14 protein-coding genes are annotated in these 15,485 nt (G+C 60.5%); 8 read left to right on the top strand and 6 right to left on the bottom strand.

Annotated features, from left to right (window positions below):
• Positions 1-86 precede the first annotated feature (86 nt).
• Both dcuC and G5182_RS04085 read left to right on the top strand, forming a co-directional pair.
• Complete coding sequence (gene dcuC, locus G5182_RS04080) at positions 87-1,463, top strand: C4-dicarboxylate transporter DcuC (RefSeq protein WP_005350454.1); 1,377 nt, start codon at positions 87-89, stop codon at positions 1,461-1,463.
• Positions 1,464-1,547: 84 nt separating this feature from the next.
• The gene (locus tag G5182_RS04085; protein WP_227340895.1) at positions 1,548-2,687 is read left to right on the top strand and encodes a M20 family metallopeptidase; all 1,140 of its coding nucleotides are present in this window, start codon (positions 1,548-1,550) and stop codon (positions 2,685-2,687) included.
• A gap of 140 nt (positions 2,688-2,827) precedes the next feature.
• On the opposite strand, the gene G5182_RS04090 is transcribed toward G5182_RS04085, so the two are convergent.
• The 4 genes from G5182_RS04090 to asnS form a co-directional block, all read right to left on the bottom strand.
• Complete coding sequence (locus G5182_RS04090; protein ID WP_227340894.1) at positions 2,828-3,484, bottom strand: adenine nucleotide alpha hydrolase; 657 nt, start codon at positions 3,482-3,484, stop codon at positions 2,828-2,830.
• A gap of 173 nt (positions 3,485-3,657) precedes the next feature.
• Positions 3,658-5,001: an anaerobic C4-dicarboxylate transporter gene (locus tag G5182_RS04095; RefSeq protein WP_005337916.1), complete on the bottom strand. Its 1,344-nt coding sequence runs from the start codon at positions 4,999-5,001 to the stop codon at positions 3,658-3,660.
• Between the two features lie 374 nt (positions 5,002-5,375).
• The gene (locus G5182_RS04100) at positions 5,376-6,131 is read right to left on the bottom strand and encodes a substrate-binding periplasmic protein (RefSeq protein ID WP_227340893.1); all 756 of its coding nucleotides are present in this window, start codon (positions 6,129-6,131) and stop codon (positions 5,376-5,378) included.
• 110 nt (positions 6,132-6,241) lie between these two features.
• Entirely contained in the window at positions 6,242-7,642 is a 1,401-nt protein-coding gene (gene asnS, locus G5182_RS04105) for an asparagine--tRNA ligase (RefSeq protein WP_216979129.1), read from the bottom strand.
• Between the two features lie 194 nt (positions 7,643-7,836).
• On the opposite strand from asnS, the gene G5182_RS04110 reads away from it, so the two are divergent.
• On the top strand, positions 7,837-8,187 hold the full coding sequence (locus G5182_RS04110) for a hypothetical protein (RefSeq protein ID WP_216979128.1): 351 nt from the start codon (positions 7,837-7,839) through the stop codon (positions 8,185-8,187).
• A 23-nt stretch (positions 8,188-8,210) separates the two neighbouring features.
• Here the strand turns inward: G5182_RS04110 and G5182_RS04115 are convergent, their stop codons facing one another.
• Together G5182_RS04115 and bioA are read right to left on the bottom strand one after the other, a co-directional pair.
• Positions 8,211-9,023, bottom strand: coding sequence for a HAMP domain-containing protein (locus G5182_RS04115; RefSeq protein WP_216979127.1), 813 nt, complete (start codon positions 9,021-9,023; stop codon positions 8,211-8,213).
• Positions 9,024-9,199: 176 nt separating this feature from the next.
• Complete coding sequence (bioA, locus tag G5182_RS04120; protein WP_227340891.1) at positions 9,200-10,474, bottom strand: adenosylmethionine--8-amino-7-oxononanoate transaminase; 1,275 nt, start codon at positions 10,472-10,474, stop codon at positions 9,200-9,202.
• A 193-nt stretch (positions 10,475-10,667) separates the two neighbouring features.
• On the opposite strand from bioA, the gene bioB reads away from it, so the two are divergent.
• From bioB to htpX, 5 genes are all read left to right on the top strand, one after another.
• Positions 10,668-11,756, top strand: coding sequence for a biotin synthase BioB (bioB, locus tag G5182_RS04125; RefSeq protein ID WP_227340890.1), 1,089 nt, complete (start codon positions 10,668-10,670; stop codon positions 11,754-11,756).
• A complete protein-coding gene (gene bioF, locus G5182_RS04130; RefSeq protein WP_227340889.1) occupies positions 11,753-12,949 on the top strand; it encodes an 8-amino-7-oxononanoate synthase in 1,197 nt (398 codons plus the stop codon). The genes bioB and bioF overlap by 4 nt, the downstream gene beginning before the upstream one ends.
• Positions 12,942-13,757, top strand: coding sequence for a malonyl-ACP O-methyltransferase BioC (gene bioC / locus G5182_RS04135; protein WP_216979124.1), 816 nt, complete (start codon positions 12,942-12,944; stop codon positions 13,755-13,757). Before bioF ends, bioC begins: the two co-directional genes overlap by 8 nt.
• Before the next feature lie 60 nt (positions 13,758-13,817).
• Complete coding sequence (gene bioD / locus G5182_RS04140) at positions 13,818-14,495, top strand: dethiobiotin synthase (RefSeq protein WP_227340888.1); 678 nt, start codon at positions 13,818-13,820, stop codon at positions 14,493-14,495.
• 110 nt (positions 14,496-14,605) lie between these two features.
• Positions 14,606-15,478 carry a protease HtpX gene (gene htpX, locus G5182_RS04145; protein ID WP_069527876.1) on the top strand — a complete coding sequence of 291 codons (873 nt, stop codon included), beginning with the start codon at positions 14,606-14,608 and terminating at the stop codon, positions 15,476-15,478.
• Positions 15,479-15,485 lie beyond the last annotated feature (7 nt).

Raw genomic sequence — 15,485 nt, forward strand, 5'->3', positions numbered from 1 at the left:
ACGGCACCTTTATTGATAGGGATCAAAGGCAAACAGTGGTCAGATCACTAGATTTCGCTCTTCGATAAATTTATCAGGAGTGAATATTGGAACTTTTATTCGTCTTGCTCGTTCTGGTCGCCGTGGTCTACGGCATCATCAAGGATTACAACCCGCAGGCGGTGCTGGCGCTGGCGGGCATGGCCATTTTTGCGGTGGCCTACTGGTTGGGGCTGCACCCTATTCTCCCCGCTGACAAGAGCACCGGCTTCGCCCTGTTCGACCTGTTTGAAGTGTTCAAGGGGATCTTCTCCTACCGCGCGGCGGGCCTCGGCCTCACCATTATGGCGGTGGCGGGTTTTGCCACCTACATGTCCCATATCGGGGCCTCCCAGGCGCTGGTGCGGGTGGCGGTCAAACCGGTGGCAGGCATCCAGTCCAGCTACCTGATGCTCTCCATCTGTTATCTGGTGGCGGTCTTTGTCTCCCTGTTCGTCACCTCCGCCACCGGCCTTGGCCTGCTGTTGATGGTCACCATGTATCCGGTGATGCGCAACCTCGGCATCAGCCCGGCCTCCGCCTGTGGTGTCATCGCCACCTCACAGGCGTTTGAAATTGGCCCGACCCAGACCAACGCCATCTTCTCCGCCGGCCAATCCGGCATGGATCCGACCAGCTATTTCGTTGACTACCAGATCTGGCTGGTGGCCCCCATGCTGCTGGTGACCATGGTGCTGCACTTCTTCTGGCAGCGTCACTGCGATCGCAAGGATGGCTGGGATCCTGCGCTCCATCGCGGCGATCACGCCGAGCTGGACGAACAGGGCACCGAGAGCGTGCAGGCGCCCACCTGGTATGCCCTGCTGCCGATCATCCCCTTCGTGCTGATGATGACCTTCTCCAAGCTGCTGGTGAGCGACATCAAGATGAGCGTGGAGGTGGCCATGCTGCTGTCGGTCTTTATCGGCATGCTGTGCGAGCTGCTGCGTAGCCGCTCGGTGCGTACCGCGTTTGCCGGGCTCTCCAGCTTCCTCGATGGCATGGGCAAGGTGTTTGGCCCCGTGGTGGCGCTCATTGTCTGTGCCGAGCTGTTTGCCGAATCCCTCAAGGCCATCGGTGCCATCGATACCCTGCTGCACTCTGCCAGCAATGCCGGTATCGGCAGCGGTCTGATGACGCTGGTGATGGTGGCGCTGATCATGGTGGCGGCGGTCATCATGGGCTCCGGCAATGCGGCGTTCCTCAGCTTCTCGACCCTGGCACCGGCGGTGGCGGCCAAGTTTGGCGTACCTGCGGTGACCATGCTGCTGCCGATGCAGCTCGCTTCCAGTATCGGCCGTACCGTCTCTCCCATCGCAGCGGTACTTATCGCTTGTGCGGGGATTGCCAAGGTATCGCCCTTTACCGTGGTCAAGCGCACCAGCGTGCCGATGGCGGGTGCGCTGGTGACGGCGCTGACCCTCAACTATCTGCTGTTTATGTAACCGGGCAGCGGACGGCATGGGTCGTCCGCTGCCTTCATTTGGCCGTCGGACGGGAGGCTCACCCTCTCGCCTCAGGAGACGACAATGACAGACTCTCGCAACACCTTTTCCCTGGATGCCTATCTGGCGGATCTTGCTCCCCTTATCAACCTTGATTGCGGCACCCGCACCCCGGCCGGGGTAGCGAAAGTGGCCGACATCATGACCGAGAAATATGAGGCCATCGGCTGGCAGGTGACCCGCCACCAGTTTGCTGCCGAGTGCGGCCCCTGCCTCGAGATCACCAATGCGCCGGGTGCCGATCACTACGACGTGATGCTGTGCGGCCACATGGATACCGTCTTCCCCGAGGGAACAGCGGCCAAGCGCCCGTTGCAAATCGAAGGCAATCAAGCCTTTGGCCCCGGCGTCTCGGACATGAAGAGTGGCCTGCTCTCTATCTGGTATGCACTTAAAGAGATGGATCCGGTGCAGCTGGCCAAGCTCAAGGTGCTGGTCTGCTGCAACTGCGACGAAGAGATTGGCTCCCCCTGGTCGAAAGATTGGCTGGTGGAGAAGGCCAAACAGAGCGGCTGCGTGCTGGTGGCCGAAGCGGCGCGCCCCAACGGGGATCTCATCAGCGCCCGCAAGGGCAATGCCAAGTACCGCATCACCTTTCACGGCAAGGCGTCCCACGCCGGTTCGGCCCTGACCGAAGGGATCTCCGCCATCACCGAGCTGGCGCATTGGGTGCTGGCCATTAACGAGCAGGTCAACATGACCACGGGCACCACCATGAACGTCGGCGTGGTACAGGGCGGCACCGGCGTTAACGTGGTGCCCGACTTTGCCGAGGCAATCGTCGATCTGCGTTTCTGGAGTAACGAAGAGGCCGCTGCGGTGCACGAGCGGCTCACCTTTATGGCCAACAACCCCTTCCTTGCGGGCTGTCGGGTCGAGGTGGATCGCCAGACCTTCAAGCCGGCGATGCGCCCGAGCGGCGATACAGAAGCTGTGATGGCGCTGGTGGAGGCGGCTGCGAAAGAGGAGGGGATCTCCTTCAACTGGCTGGAGGCCGGTGGCGGTTCGGATGCCAACTTTACCGCCGCCGCGGGGGTGCCGTCCCTCGATGGTTTCGGCCCCATGGGGGGCGGTTTTCACTCGGAGGCGGAATTCCTGCTGCTGGACAGCATCGAGCCGCGCATCCGCCTGCTGCAGCGGGTGCTGGGCAAGCTGGCGAAATAAGCCGGTTTATCCCTTGTTCGGGTCATCATGGCCCGCTCAAAATTGGTCCGCTCCACTCCAAACGGGAGGCTGTTGCCTCCCTTTTTTTATCTCGATTTTTCGCGCGTCCCTGAACGAGCGCGCCAGATGGCTTGAGGCCGTTACCCCTGTGGCTCAGCCAGATAGGCCAGATGATCCTGCCGTGCTACCTGCCAGCCATCGAGGCGCAGCGGGGCGGCAAAGCCCGGGCCGTCAGTCACCATGGTGTGGTACTCCCCCTGCTCGCCGCAGGCATCGAAGCCCTCGCGCTCGGCCAGTTGTTGTAGCTCGCAGAGGGTGGCGGCATCGAGGGGGCGTCCAGTCCACTCGGGGGCCAGCACCCGGGTATCGATGCAGGAGAGGTGGGCGACGATGCCGCGGGCCAGCATATCCGCCAGCAAGGCTTGGCGAGATTGCTGCCAGAGCGGGGTATGGACGGTGAGCCCGAGCGGGCGGCAGCGTTCGCGGATCCAGTTTGGTGCGCCCCCCACGCTGTCGATATCGCCGGTGACTACGCCATCGAGTTGCCACTCCTCCTTGAGCCGTGCCAGTTCCCGCTCATAACCGAGATCGAACGGCGCTTCTATGGTGACCAGCAGATGGGGCAGCCCGAGGGCTTCCGCCTGACGGCGCACCAGCGGCAAGGGGTGAGCGAGAAATCGGGGCTCTGGCGGCGCAAAGCTGGCCAGTGCCACCACCTGATGGCCCGCTTGACGGGCATGACAGAGAGCCAGCATGGCATCTTTGCCACCGCTCCAGAGCAGGATGACGCGAGACATGGATGAGATTCCGGTGGTGAACGAGGGGGCATGCTACCCAGCGGCGGGGGCAGAGGTAAAGGCATAGTGTCCGGAAATGGCGGCGGGGAAGTGGTTGAGGTAACGGAGCTGGAAAAAAGCAGGCCCCCGAAGCGGGGGCCTGTATTGCAATAGCGTGGTAAACACCGCTGCGATTAGAGCAGGATGCTGGTGAGGATAAAGCCCAGCGAGCAGGAGGTCACCACCCCGATCAGCCCTGGAATGATGAAGCTGTGGTTGATGATGAACTTGCCGATGCGGGTGGTGCCGGAGCGGTCGAAACCGATACAGGCCAGATCGCTCGGGTAGGTCGGCAGCACGAAGTAGCCGTAGCTCGCTGGCAGGAAGGCAATCAGCAGCTTGGGCTCGACACCCAGCGCCAGACCCATGGGGGCGATAGCGGTGAGGGCTGCGGCTTGGCTGTTCACCAGCTTGGAGATAAGGAACAGCACCAGGGCGTAGGTCCAGGGCTGGGCCTGTACCACGTGGGCCAGGGTTTCTTTGAGCAGCGGCATGTGAGCTTGGAAGAAGGTCTCACTCATCCATGCCACCCCGAATACGGAGAAGATGGCGACCATACCCGCCTTGAAGACGGCACCGTTGGCGATCTCGCCCGGCTTGACCTTGCAGCGCATCAGTATGATGGCACCGGCGATCAGCATCATCATCTGGATCACCAGGTTCATGGAGAGCGGGCCAGTTTTGTCCTTGATGGTGAACACCGGACGCAGACCTTCGTTGGCACCGAGCAATACCACGGCGGCGATGGCGGCGAAGAAGATCCAGGTAGACCAGTAGGCCTCTTTCGGGAACTTGGTGTTGAGCAGGGTTTCACCACCGCCGTAGATGAAGGCGCGCTGCTCTGGGTCTTTGATCTTGGCCTGGAACTCTTCGTCCTTGTCCAGATCCTTGCCGCGACGCAGGCTCCACAGGGCTGCCACGATGACACCGGTCAGGGAGGAGGGGATGGCGATCATCAGGATGTCGAGCAGGCCGTAAGCCTGACCGATACCGTGACCAGCCGCCAGAATGGAGACCATGGAGACCACAGCAACGGAGACCGGGGAGGCGCAGATGGCCATCTGGGAGGCAACGGAGGCGACAGCCATCGGGCGCTCGGGACGGATGTTCTTTTGCAGCGCGATGTCAGCGATGATGGGGAACATGGTGTAGACCACGTGGCCGGTACCGCACAGGAAGGTGAGGGTCCAGGTGGTGAGCGGCGCCAGGATAGTGATGTATTGCGGGTGACGGCGCAGCAGACGCTCGGCCACTTGCATCATCAGGTTAAGGCCACCGGCAGTCTGCAGGGTGGCGGCACAGCCGATCACCGCCAGAATGGTCAGCATTACCTGAACAGGCGGTTCGCCCGGCACTAGGCCGAAGACGAAGGTCAGCAGGAAGAGACCGATACCACTGATGAGACCGAGTCCCATGCCCCCAAAGCGGGTACCCAGCAGCAAGCAGCCGAGTACCACTAAAAATTCCATCAAGATCATTCCGTTACCTCGTGTGATTCAACCCATATTGCCGCGGGTAGCCTGAACCATGAATTGTCATTGTCTGTTTTATTTAGCCCGAAAGGGTTAGTTGCTATTCTGCTCCCCTGAAAAAGTGAAAAAATTGAGTTACTTCAATAACTCGATGAATTTTTGATTAAACCACTTAAAAACCACGTACTAACAAAAACATCATTTTTGTCACCAAGTGGTATCACTCGGGGCCAGCCCATCAGAGTGCAACCAGAGGCGTTGTGATGGGGAATGCGTTGGTAAGGAAGTTGTGGAAAAAGGCCCGGGTCAGGGGAGAAGAGGCTGTAAAAACACGGGTTAAAGATATCTTTTTTGACAAATGGGGTGTTCTGCGACTCTGCTCATCGGGGGGCGGGTGCTGATAGCAGATAGCGACGCTGATACTGTTCGCTCAGCTGCTTGATATCGAGTCTGGCTAGCGCATTGTTCACTCGCTGTTGCAGTTGCTGTTGATCGGGACGGAACATGATGTGCAGGCTCTTGTACCCGAGGATCTTCGGGTTGAACTGCAGCTGTTCGGGGTGGAGTTTGTCATCGTGATAGGTGAGCCAGTAGAAAACATCCCGGTCGATCACGGCCAGATCGAGCCGGTCGCGCTGCAATTTTCGCAGGTTGAGGTGATCGTCGTCCACGGCAAAGGTGTTGAGGCGCTTGCTGGCCATCAGGGCATCAAATTCACGGGTATTGATATAACCTGCGACGACCCCAATCCGGTAGGAAGCGAGATCTTCGAGTCGCTGCCAGTGGATAGGGGGGCCGGCTTGCTGCGCCATGCCCAGCACACTACTGCCCACGCTGGTGGAAATATACCACCGTTTATCCAGATCATCGGCGAAGTATTTGGGGAAGTAGCCGCTGTAGTGCTGGGCGGGATCGGATGCCAGCAACATGGCTCGATGCCAGGGGTAGAAGTCAAACTGAACCTCCAGCCCCGCTTCGGCAAATGCACGCTTGACGATATGGCCGGTAAGGCCACCATCAGGGAGATGCTGGCTGGTATAGGGGGGCCACTCCAGGGTGGTCAGGTGCACGGGTTCTGCCCGCAATTGCAGGGGGAGCCAGAGCAGCAAGAGTGTCAGAAGCCGACGATATCCCATGAACGACCCATTCCTTGTGTCGATTGGTTCTGAGTATTACCCATAACGGGGGTAATAAAAAAGCCGACCCTGAGGACGGCTTTTGCAATGTAGTGGCAATATGCCGCTGATCAGAACTCGGCGGTACGCGGAGTTCGCGGGAACGGGATCACGTCGCGGACGTTGCCCATACCGGTCACGTAAACCACCAGACGCTCGAAGCCCAGACCGAAGCCGGAGTGCGGGACTGTGCCGTAGCGGCGCAGATCGCGATACCACCAGTAATCTTCCTGCTTCAGGCCCATCTCGGCCAGGCGGGCATCCAGTACCTCCAGACGCTCTTCACGCTGGGAGCCACCGATGATCTCGCCGATGCCCGGTGCCAGTACGTCCATCGCGGCAACGGTCTTGCCGTCGTCGTTGAGGCGCATGTAGAAGGCCTTGATATCTTTCGGATAGTTCTTCACCACCACCGGAGACTTGAAGTGCTCCTCGGCCAGATAGCGTTCGTGCTCGGAGGAGAGATCGATACCCCAGGAGACCGGGAACTCGAACTTCTTGCCGCAGTTTTTCAGCACTTCGATGGCATCTGTGTAATCAATCTGGGCGAAGTCGGAGGCGACGAAACGCTCCAGACGGCCGATGGCATCCTTGTCTACGTGCTGGGCAAAGAACTCCAGATCGTCGCGACGCTCGGTCAGGACGGCGTTGAAGACATACTTCAGCATGGCTTCGGCCAGGGCGGCGTTATCTTCCAGATTGTTGAAGGCCACTTCCGGCTCAACCATCCAGAACTCGGCCAGGTGACGGCTGGTGTTGGAGTTTTCAGCGCGGAAGGTCGGCCCGAAGGTATAGACCTTGGAGAGGGCGCAGGCATAGGTTTCGGCGTTCAGCTGGCCGGATACGGTCAGGAAGGCCTCTTTGCCGAAGAAATCTTCGTTGTAGTCCACCTTGCCGGCGTCGGTACGCGGCAGGTTTTCCAGATCCAGGGTAGAGACACGGAACATCTCGCCGGCCCCTTCGGTATCAGAGGCGGTGATGAGCGGGGTCGCAACCCAGACAAAGCCCTCTTCGTGGAAGAAGCGGTGGATAGCTTGCGCCAGGCAGTGGCGAACCCGGGTCACGGCACCCACGATGTTGGTGCGCGGGCGCAGGTGAGCCTGTTCACGCAGGTACTCGATGCTGTGGCGCTTGGCGGCCATCGGGTAGGTATCGGGATCTTCGACCCAGCCGACGACCTTCACATCGGTGGCCTGCAGTTCGAAAGCCTGGCCGCTGCCCTGGGATTCGGCGATGATGCCAGTCACTTCCACGGAGCAGGCGGTGGTCAGACGCAGCACTTCATTCTCGTAATTGGCCAGGGTATTGGGGACGACGGCCTGTACCGGATGGAAACAGGAGCCATCGGAAATGGCCAAAAATGAGATCCCCGCCTTGGAATCACGGCGAGTCCGGATCCACCCTCGTACAGTCAGGGTGGTGCCAACCGCATATTTACCGGTCAGCACATCAACTACGGATGCGTGCGTCATCGAAATATTGTCTCCAGCTTGTTCTTGCAGCGCTATTTGCAACACTAGGGAGTCTGGCCCGGGCACAGATGGCCCACCATGGCAGACTAAGCCGTCAATCTTACCCGCGCGGGTTTGATAAACAAGCAAAAATGTCGGACTCTGGTGGGGTTTTCAGCATGGTTCACCCAAGCAGGGTTCCCTCGGGACAGGAGATGCGAGTGAAAGAGCGGCGACAAGGGCCGGATTGGCTGACACGACTGTTGCGAGCAATGGTGCTGATCTGCTGGTGCGGTTTTATCGTGCTGCTTGCGCTCTATCACTATGCTAGGCCGGAGATTGCATATGGTTTTCTGGTTTACGGCGGCATCAAGGTACGCGATTACTGGGATCCCGCACTCACTCCCTGGTTGGTGCATGGCCTGTGGGGTTGCAGCTTGCTGACCCTGGCTGTACTGCTGCTGGAGCGGCGGCGCAGTCGGCGCAGGGATGATGCCTATCACGTCAATCTGGCGATCCTGCTGCTGATCCTTATTGCTTGTCTGCTGTTCTATTACACCGGTTAGCCGATGCCGGGCGGTGTGGTCCGCTATTCGCCAGGGCGAGCTCCCGGCTTGCCGCCGAGCGGTCGCTTGCCGAGCTGGCGCTCCACACTGTCGAGCATCTGGTTGTAGGCCACCGCCACCCGGCCAATCTCGTCGCCGTCATCCCCCTCCAGCCGGTGGCCGAAGTCGTGCAAGTCGGTGGCCTCTTCCATGGAGCGGGTCAACTGGTTGAGGGGGCGCACGATCCAGGTGCGGATGACCCAGAGGGTCAGCAGCAGTCCCATCCCGAAGATGCCGGTGAGGATCAGCGCCGAGGTGAGGATATTCTGCTCGACCCGGGTAAACAGCGAATCGAGGGAGTAGTCAAAGCGCACCGCACCGAGCACAGTGTTCTCCGGCACCAGATGACAGCTGGTGCAGTCGGTGCCGCGAAAATCCTTCTTGGCTAGTAGCGGTCGGGTCACTACCAGACGGCTGTGCATTCCGTTGTGCACCACCTCCAGACTCCCTTTGCCCGCCAGAGCCAGCTCATCAAACTCATCTTTTACCTGCTCTGTCTCCCGTCCAGGCCCGAACTGTTTGCTCACCGCGTCGCCACGGACGATGCGGGCATCCTCCACATGGGCGTGGTCGAGAAACTTGCCGCGCAGGGTATCGCGGGCATCCATCTTGCCGGTCAGCATCAGCATGTTGAGGCCGTCGAAATAGGCTTCGGTCTGCTCGCGGCTCTGCTCCTTGATGAGGGTCAGGATGAGATCGCGCTCGCGCACCGCCTGATAGGCTGCGGAGAAGACCAGTACCATGGAGAAGATGAAGAGCAGGAAAAAGTTGATTTTGGCAGCAATGGAGAGGCGCATGAGCAGTCTTTCTTGATGGTAAAACCGCAGCAGTTTACCCCTCTTGGGGCCTCAGGTCTGGTGTTTTGCTCACATTACGGCAAGTGAAAGCGCGCTGAAGTGGATAAAGTTGCCCTCTTTATATATCAAATGCCGATAGTCAAACGGGCGGCAGCGATGGCCGCCCGCTGCATGCATTAAAACTCGCCTTCGGTGATGGCCTGACGGATGGCGCCGGTCAATACCCGCAGATCTTCAGGGGTGATGACAAACGGGGGCATCAGGTAGACCAGCTTGCCAAAGGGGCGGATCCAGGCGCCCAGTTCGACAAACTTGCGCTGGATGCGCGCCACATCCACCCGCTCTTTCATCTCCACCACCCCGATGGCGCCGAGCACTCGCACATCAGCGACCGCCGGGTGCAGGGTCAGCTCTACCAGTTCGGTACGCAACTGATACTCGATGGCGCGCACCCGCTCCTGCCACGGTGAGGCCAGCAGCAACTCGATGGAGGCGTTGGCCACCGCGCAGGCGAGGGGATTGCCCATAAAGGTGGGGCCGTGCATAAAGACCCCCGCCTTGCCGTCACAGATGGTGCGGGCGACCTGCTCGGTGGTCAGGGTCGCCGAGAGGGTGAGGTAGCCGCCGGTAAGCGCCTTGCCCAGACACATGATGTCGGGGCTGATCCCCGCCCAGTCGCAGGCAAACAGCTGGCCGGTGCGGCCAAAGCCGGTGGCAATCTCGTCAGCTATGAGCAGCACGCCGAACTCGTCGCACAGGGCGCGTACCCACTGCAGATAGCGGGGGTGATAGAAGCGCATGCCGCCAGCGCCTTGCACTATGGGCTCAAGCACGATGGCGGCGATCTCCTCGTGATGATCTGCCATGAGTGTGGCCAGCTCCACCACGCACTGCTCGTCCCACTCGGCGTGGAAGCGACAGCTGGGCGCATCGACAAAATGGTGCTCCGGCAGGAATCCCTTGTAGAGCTCATGCATACCGCCATCGGGATCGCAGACGCTCATGGCGCCAAAGGTGTCGCCGTGATAGCCGCTGCGCAGGGCGACAAATTTGGCTCTGGGCGTCCCCTTGGCATGCCAGTACTGCTGCGCCATTTTGAGCGCCACTTCCACTGCCACCGAGCCGGAATCGGCCAGAAATACCCGATCAAGCCCCTTCGGAGTGATCTCCACCAGCTTGCGGCAGAGCTCGACCGCCGGGGCGTGGGTGAGGCCGCCAAACATCACGTGAGACATCTTGCCGAGCTGGGCAGTGGCGGCGGCGTCCAACTCCGGCACCTGATAGCCGTGCACGCAAGCCCACCAGGAGCTCATACCATCCACCAGTTCGCGGCCATCGCTGAGAGTGATCTTCACCCCTTTGGCGCTGGCCACTTCATAGCAGGGCAGGGGGTGAGTGAGGGAGGTATAGGGGTGCCAGATGTGGTGCAGGTCGAATTCTTGGTTGGTCATTTGTTGTTCTATTGTCAATTGGTTTGATCTGGTCGGTGTTGACAGTCTACGCGTGCTCTCTACACTAGCCAACAATTTCAGCCACTTGGCACTGCGCATCACCCTGAGCGCGCAGGCCCGGCGGCGGGTTTTGTGGCCGTCCATCCCAAGATGGCGGGCGCAGGATCCCACTAATAACAACCGGAAGCCATGTATGAATGCTCTCACAGCGGGCGGTCACGCCCTTCGTCATGACTGGACTCTCGTCGAGGTTCAGGCCCTGTTTGCCCTGCCGTTCAACGATCTGCTGTTTCAGGCCCAGACCGTCCACCGCGCCCACTTTGACCCGAATGAAGTGCAGGTGAGTACTTTGCTCTCCATCAAGACCGGCGCTTGCCCGGAAGATTGCAAATACTGCCCCCAGAGCGCCCGTTACCACACCGGGCTCGAAGCCGAGCGGCTGATGGAGGTGGAGAAGGTGCTGGAGCGGGCCCGCGAAGCGAAGGCCAACGGCTCGTCACGCTTTTGCATGGGGGCCGCCTGGCGCAACCCCAAAGAGAAGGACATGCCCTACATCATCCGGATGATCGAGGAGGTGCGCGGGCTCGGCATGGAGACCTGTATGACGCTGGGGATGCTGACCGCCGATCAGGCGGCGCGTCTGGGGGCCGCGGGGCTCGATTACTACAACCACAACCTCGACACCTCGCCGGAGTTTTACGGCGAGATCATCTCCACCCGCACCTATCAGGATCGGCTCGATACCCTGGAGCATGTGCGCAGTGCCGGCATGAAGGTCTGCTCTGGCGGCATCGTCGGCATGGGCGAGCAGGCCAAAGATCGGGCGGGCCTCTTGATGGCGCTGGCCAACCTGCCGCGCCACCCCGAAAGCGTGCCCATCAACATGTTGGTCAAGGTGAAGGGAACGCCGCTGGAGAACGAGGAGAACCTCGATCCATTCGAATTTATCCGCACCATCGCCGTGGCGCGGATCATGATGCCCGCCTCCCATGTGCGCCTCTCCGCCGGGCGGGAGAAGATGAATGAGCAGATGCAGGCCATGTGCTTTATGGCCGGGGCCAACTCCATCTTCTATGGCTGCAAGTTGCTGACCACTCCCAACCCGGACGAGAACAGCGATATGCAGCTGTTCAAGCGACTCGGCATTCGCCCCGCTCAGCGGGCCCAGAAGCCGGATCAGGTTCAAGAAGAGGAGCTGCTGGCCGAGGTGAGCCGCCAGAGCGAACCTGCCGAAATGTTTTATGACGCCACCCGCCCCCGTGCAGGGGCCGCTCGGTCATGAACGGCCCTGCAGTAACGGGCCCCTTTGGGTTGGGCACGGCGCTGGCCGAGCGCGAGCAGGTGGGTCTGCTGCGCAACCGCATCGCGACCGACGGGGCGAGTGGCGGGCGGCTCAGGGTTGCAGGGCGCGAATACTTCAACTTTTCCGCCAACGACTATCTGGGACTGGCGGATCACGGCGCCATCAAGGCCGCCTTCAACGCGGGGATTGAGCGTTATGGCACGGGCTCCGGCGCCTCGCCGCTGGTGACCGGTTACAGCCGTGCCCACCAACAGCTTGAGGAGACCCTGGCCGAGTGGCTCGGGGTGGAGGCGGTGCTGCTGTTCAACTGCGGTTTTTCGGCCAATCAGGCGGTGCTCAAAGCGCTGCTCGGCAAGGAGCATCTGCTGTGGCAGGACAAACTCAACCACGCCTCTTTGCAGGAGATGGGCAGTCAGCTCCCCTGTAAGATGAAGCGCTTTGCCCACAACGATATGGCTGCCCTTGAACGGCAGCTTGAGCCAAATCGCGGATTGATTGTCTCGGAAGGGGTGTTCAGCATGGACGGGGATCAGGCCCCCTGGGGTGAGCTCGCAACCCTGGCCGCCCGGAGCGGCAACTGGCTGATGATCGACGATGCCCATGGTCTCGGCGTGATGGGGCCCGAGGGGAGCGGCACTCTGGCGGCGCAGGAGGTAGATCCGGCCAGCGTACACATCCAGATGGGCACTTTTGGCAAGGCGCTTGGTGTGGCTGGCGCTTTTGTCGGCGGCAGCCGCGAGCTGGTGGAGTATTTGGTCAACTTCGCCCGCCACTATGTCTACAGCACCCATATGCCGGCGGCGCAGGCTTGCGCAGTCAGCAAGAGCATCGAGCTGGTGCGTGCCGCCGATGAGGCCCGCTCCCATCTTGGTAAGCTCATCGCCCGCTTCCGGCAAGGGGCAGAGGCGTTGGGTTGGCAACTCGGTGCGAGCGATACCCCCATCCAGCCGCTGCTGGTGGGGGAGAGCAGCACCGCTCTGCAACTGGCTGAACGGCTGCGGGAGCGCGGCGTCTGGGTGAGCGCCATCCGCCCGCCCACTGTGCCGGTCGGTACGGCCCGGCTGCGCATTACTCTGAGTGCAGCCCACCGCGAGCGGGATGTGGATCGCCTGCTCGATGCCTTGGGGGTCAGCCCTTCAGTTACAACGCTTGGGGAGGCTCACTATGGCTGAGCGTTTTCAAACGGTCGACAAGGCGCAGCTTGCTCGCCGTTTCGGCGCCGCCGCTCGTCATTACGATGCCCATGCCCGCTTTCAGCAGGAGGTGGGTCAGGCGCTGCTGGAATGGATGCCAGACAGGCTGGTTGGCACTGATCTGACGGTGAGCGGGCTGGATCTGGGCTGCGGCACCGGCTTTTTCTTGCCCCAACTGGCGAACCGTTGTCACCAGCTGGTGGGGCTTGATCTCGCCCCCGGCATGCTGGCGCAGGCCGCCTTGCGTGGCAGCGGTGCTCGCCTGCTCTGCGGCGATGCGGAGCAGCTTCCTTTCGCCGATAACTCGTTCGACTGGGTTTTCTCCAGTCTGGCGTTGCAGTGGTGCGAGCGTCCGGCCCAGGCTTTTGGCGAGCTGCTTCGGGTGGTCAAACCGGGCGGCCAGATCTTTTTCTCGACCCTGCTCGATGAGTCGCTCTGGCAGTTGCGAGCCGCCTGGCAGCAGCTTGATGGTCGCGCCCATGTCAATCGCTTCCTCAGCCTGCCACAATTGGAGCAGGCGCTGGCTAGCGCCGGGGTATCTGCTCCCGAGCTGCGTTGTATCACCTGGGATCTCGCCTATCTTGAATTGCCGCAGTTGTTGCGCGATCTCAAGGGGATTGGGGCCAATCAGATCAACGACAATCAAGGGGGCGCCGCCCCAGCCGGTCTGAGCGGTCGCGCCAGATTGCAGCAGCTGGCTCAGGCATATGAAGCATTTCGCCAGCCCGGTGGCAGGTTGGTCGCCAGTTATCGGGTGTGTCTCGGTCGCCTCAGCAAGCCTCGCTGAGCGCCGGGAATTGCAGTGTGTGCAGGGCAGTGAGCCACTCCCTGCCAAGGAGAGAACCATATGAAATCATTCTTTATCACCGGCACAGATACCGATGCGGGCAAGACGCTGGTGGCACGCACTCTGCTGCGCGAATTCAGCGCACAGGGGATCCGCTGTGCCGGCTACAAGCCTATCTCGGCAGGGTGTGCCCGAACACCCGATGGATTGCGCAACCTCGACGCTGTTCTGTTGCAGGAGGCGGCGAGTGTTCAGCTGCCTTATGAGGTGGTCAATCCCTTTGCCTATGAGCCGCCGATTGCGCCCCATATCGCTGCCAGCGAGGCGCGCCAGCCCATTACCATGCAGGGGCTGAGCGAGGGGCTGCGCAAGATTGAACAGGCAGGGGCCGAGCTTGCAGTAGTGGAAGGGGCGGGGGGCTGGTATCTGCCGCTGGATCGCAAGCATCTGCTGTCGGATTGGGTGAAGCAGGAGAACATGCCGGTGATTTTGGTGGTGGGGGCCAAACTGGGCTGTCTCAACCATGCACTGCTCACCTTTGCTGCCATTCGCAACGATCGGTTGCCAGTGGCGGGATGGGTTATTAATCGCCTTCACAGTGCCATGAGCCACTATCAGGAAAATCTGGACACCCTGAGGGGGATGTTACCGGCCCCGTTTCTGGGGGAAATTCCCTTTATAAACAATCCATTTGAGGCTGATTTGCAGGGGCGGCTTGATATCTCTCCGCTCTTGTGACGTCACATTCAGCGAACATTCATCGAGTCTCCCTAAAATTCATCCATAACATGGAGATAGGGAGGTCGAGTGATCTATCTCCGTGTCTTTAATTCTCACAAGGAGTCTATATGAAGCGAATTATGCTATTCCTGGTGACCAACCTGGCCGTCATGCTGGTGCTGGGGGTGGTACTCAATATCCTGTTCTCGGTTCTGGGGATCAACAAGTCCAGCATTTCCGGGCTGTTGATGTTCTGTGCCGTGTTCGGTTTTGGGGGTTCCTTTATCTCCTTGCTGATGTCCAAGTGGATGGCCAAGCGCAGCTATGGCGTCCAGGTCATCGAGCAACCTCGTAACGAGACCGAGCACTGGCTGGTGAGCACTGTTGCCCGTCAGGCCCGCGAAGCGGGTATCAAGATGCCGGAAGTGGGGATCTACGACTCTCCCGAGATGAACGCCTTTGCGACCGGCGCCCGCCGAGATGATTCGCTGGTGGCGGTCTCCTCCGGCCTGCTCTACAGCATGAGCCGTGACGAGGCGGAAGCGGTACTGGCCCACGAGGTGAGCCACGTTGCCAACGGCGACATGGTGACCCTGACCCTGATCCAGGGGGTGGTGAACACCTTCGTGATGTTCTTCGCCCGCATCGTGGCTGGCGTCATCAGCAACTTCTTCAGTTCCAACAACGAGGAAGAGAGCAGCAGCACCGGTGGTTTTGCCTACATGATCACCGTGTTTGTGCTGGAGATGTTGTTCGGCATTCTGGCCTCCATCATCGTCATGTGGTTCAGCCGTCAGCGCGAGTTCCGTGCCGATGCCGGTGCCGCCAAGCTGGCCGGTCGCGACAAGATGATTGCCGCCCTTGAGCGCCTCTCCCGCGGTGCCGAGCCGCAGCTGGAAGGCTCCATGATGGCCTTTGGCATCAACGGCAAGCGCTCCATGAGCGAACTGTTCATGAGCCACCCGCCCATCGAGCAGCGTATCGCCGCCCTGCGTGGTTGATAGATAC

The sequence above is a fragment of the Aeromonas sp. 600948 genome (genome assembly GCF_049174875.1).
Lineage (GTDB): Bacteria > Pseudomonadota > Gammaproteobacteria > Enterobacterales > Aeromonadaceae > Aeromonas > Aeromonas veronii_A.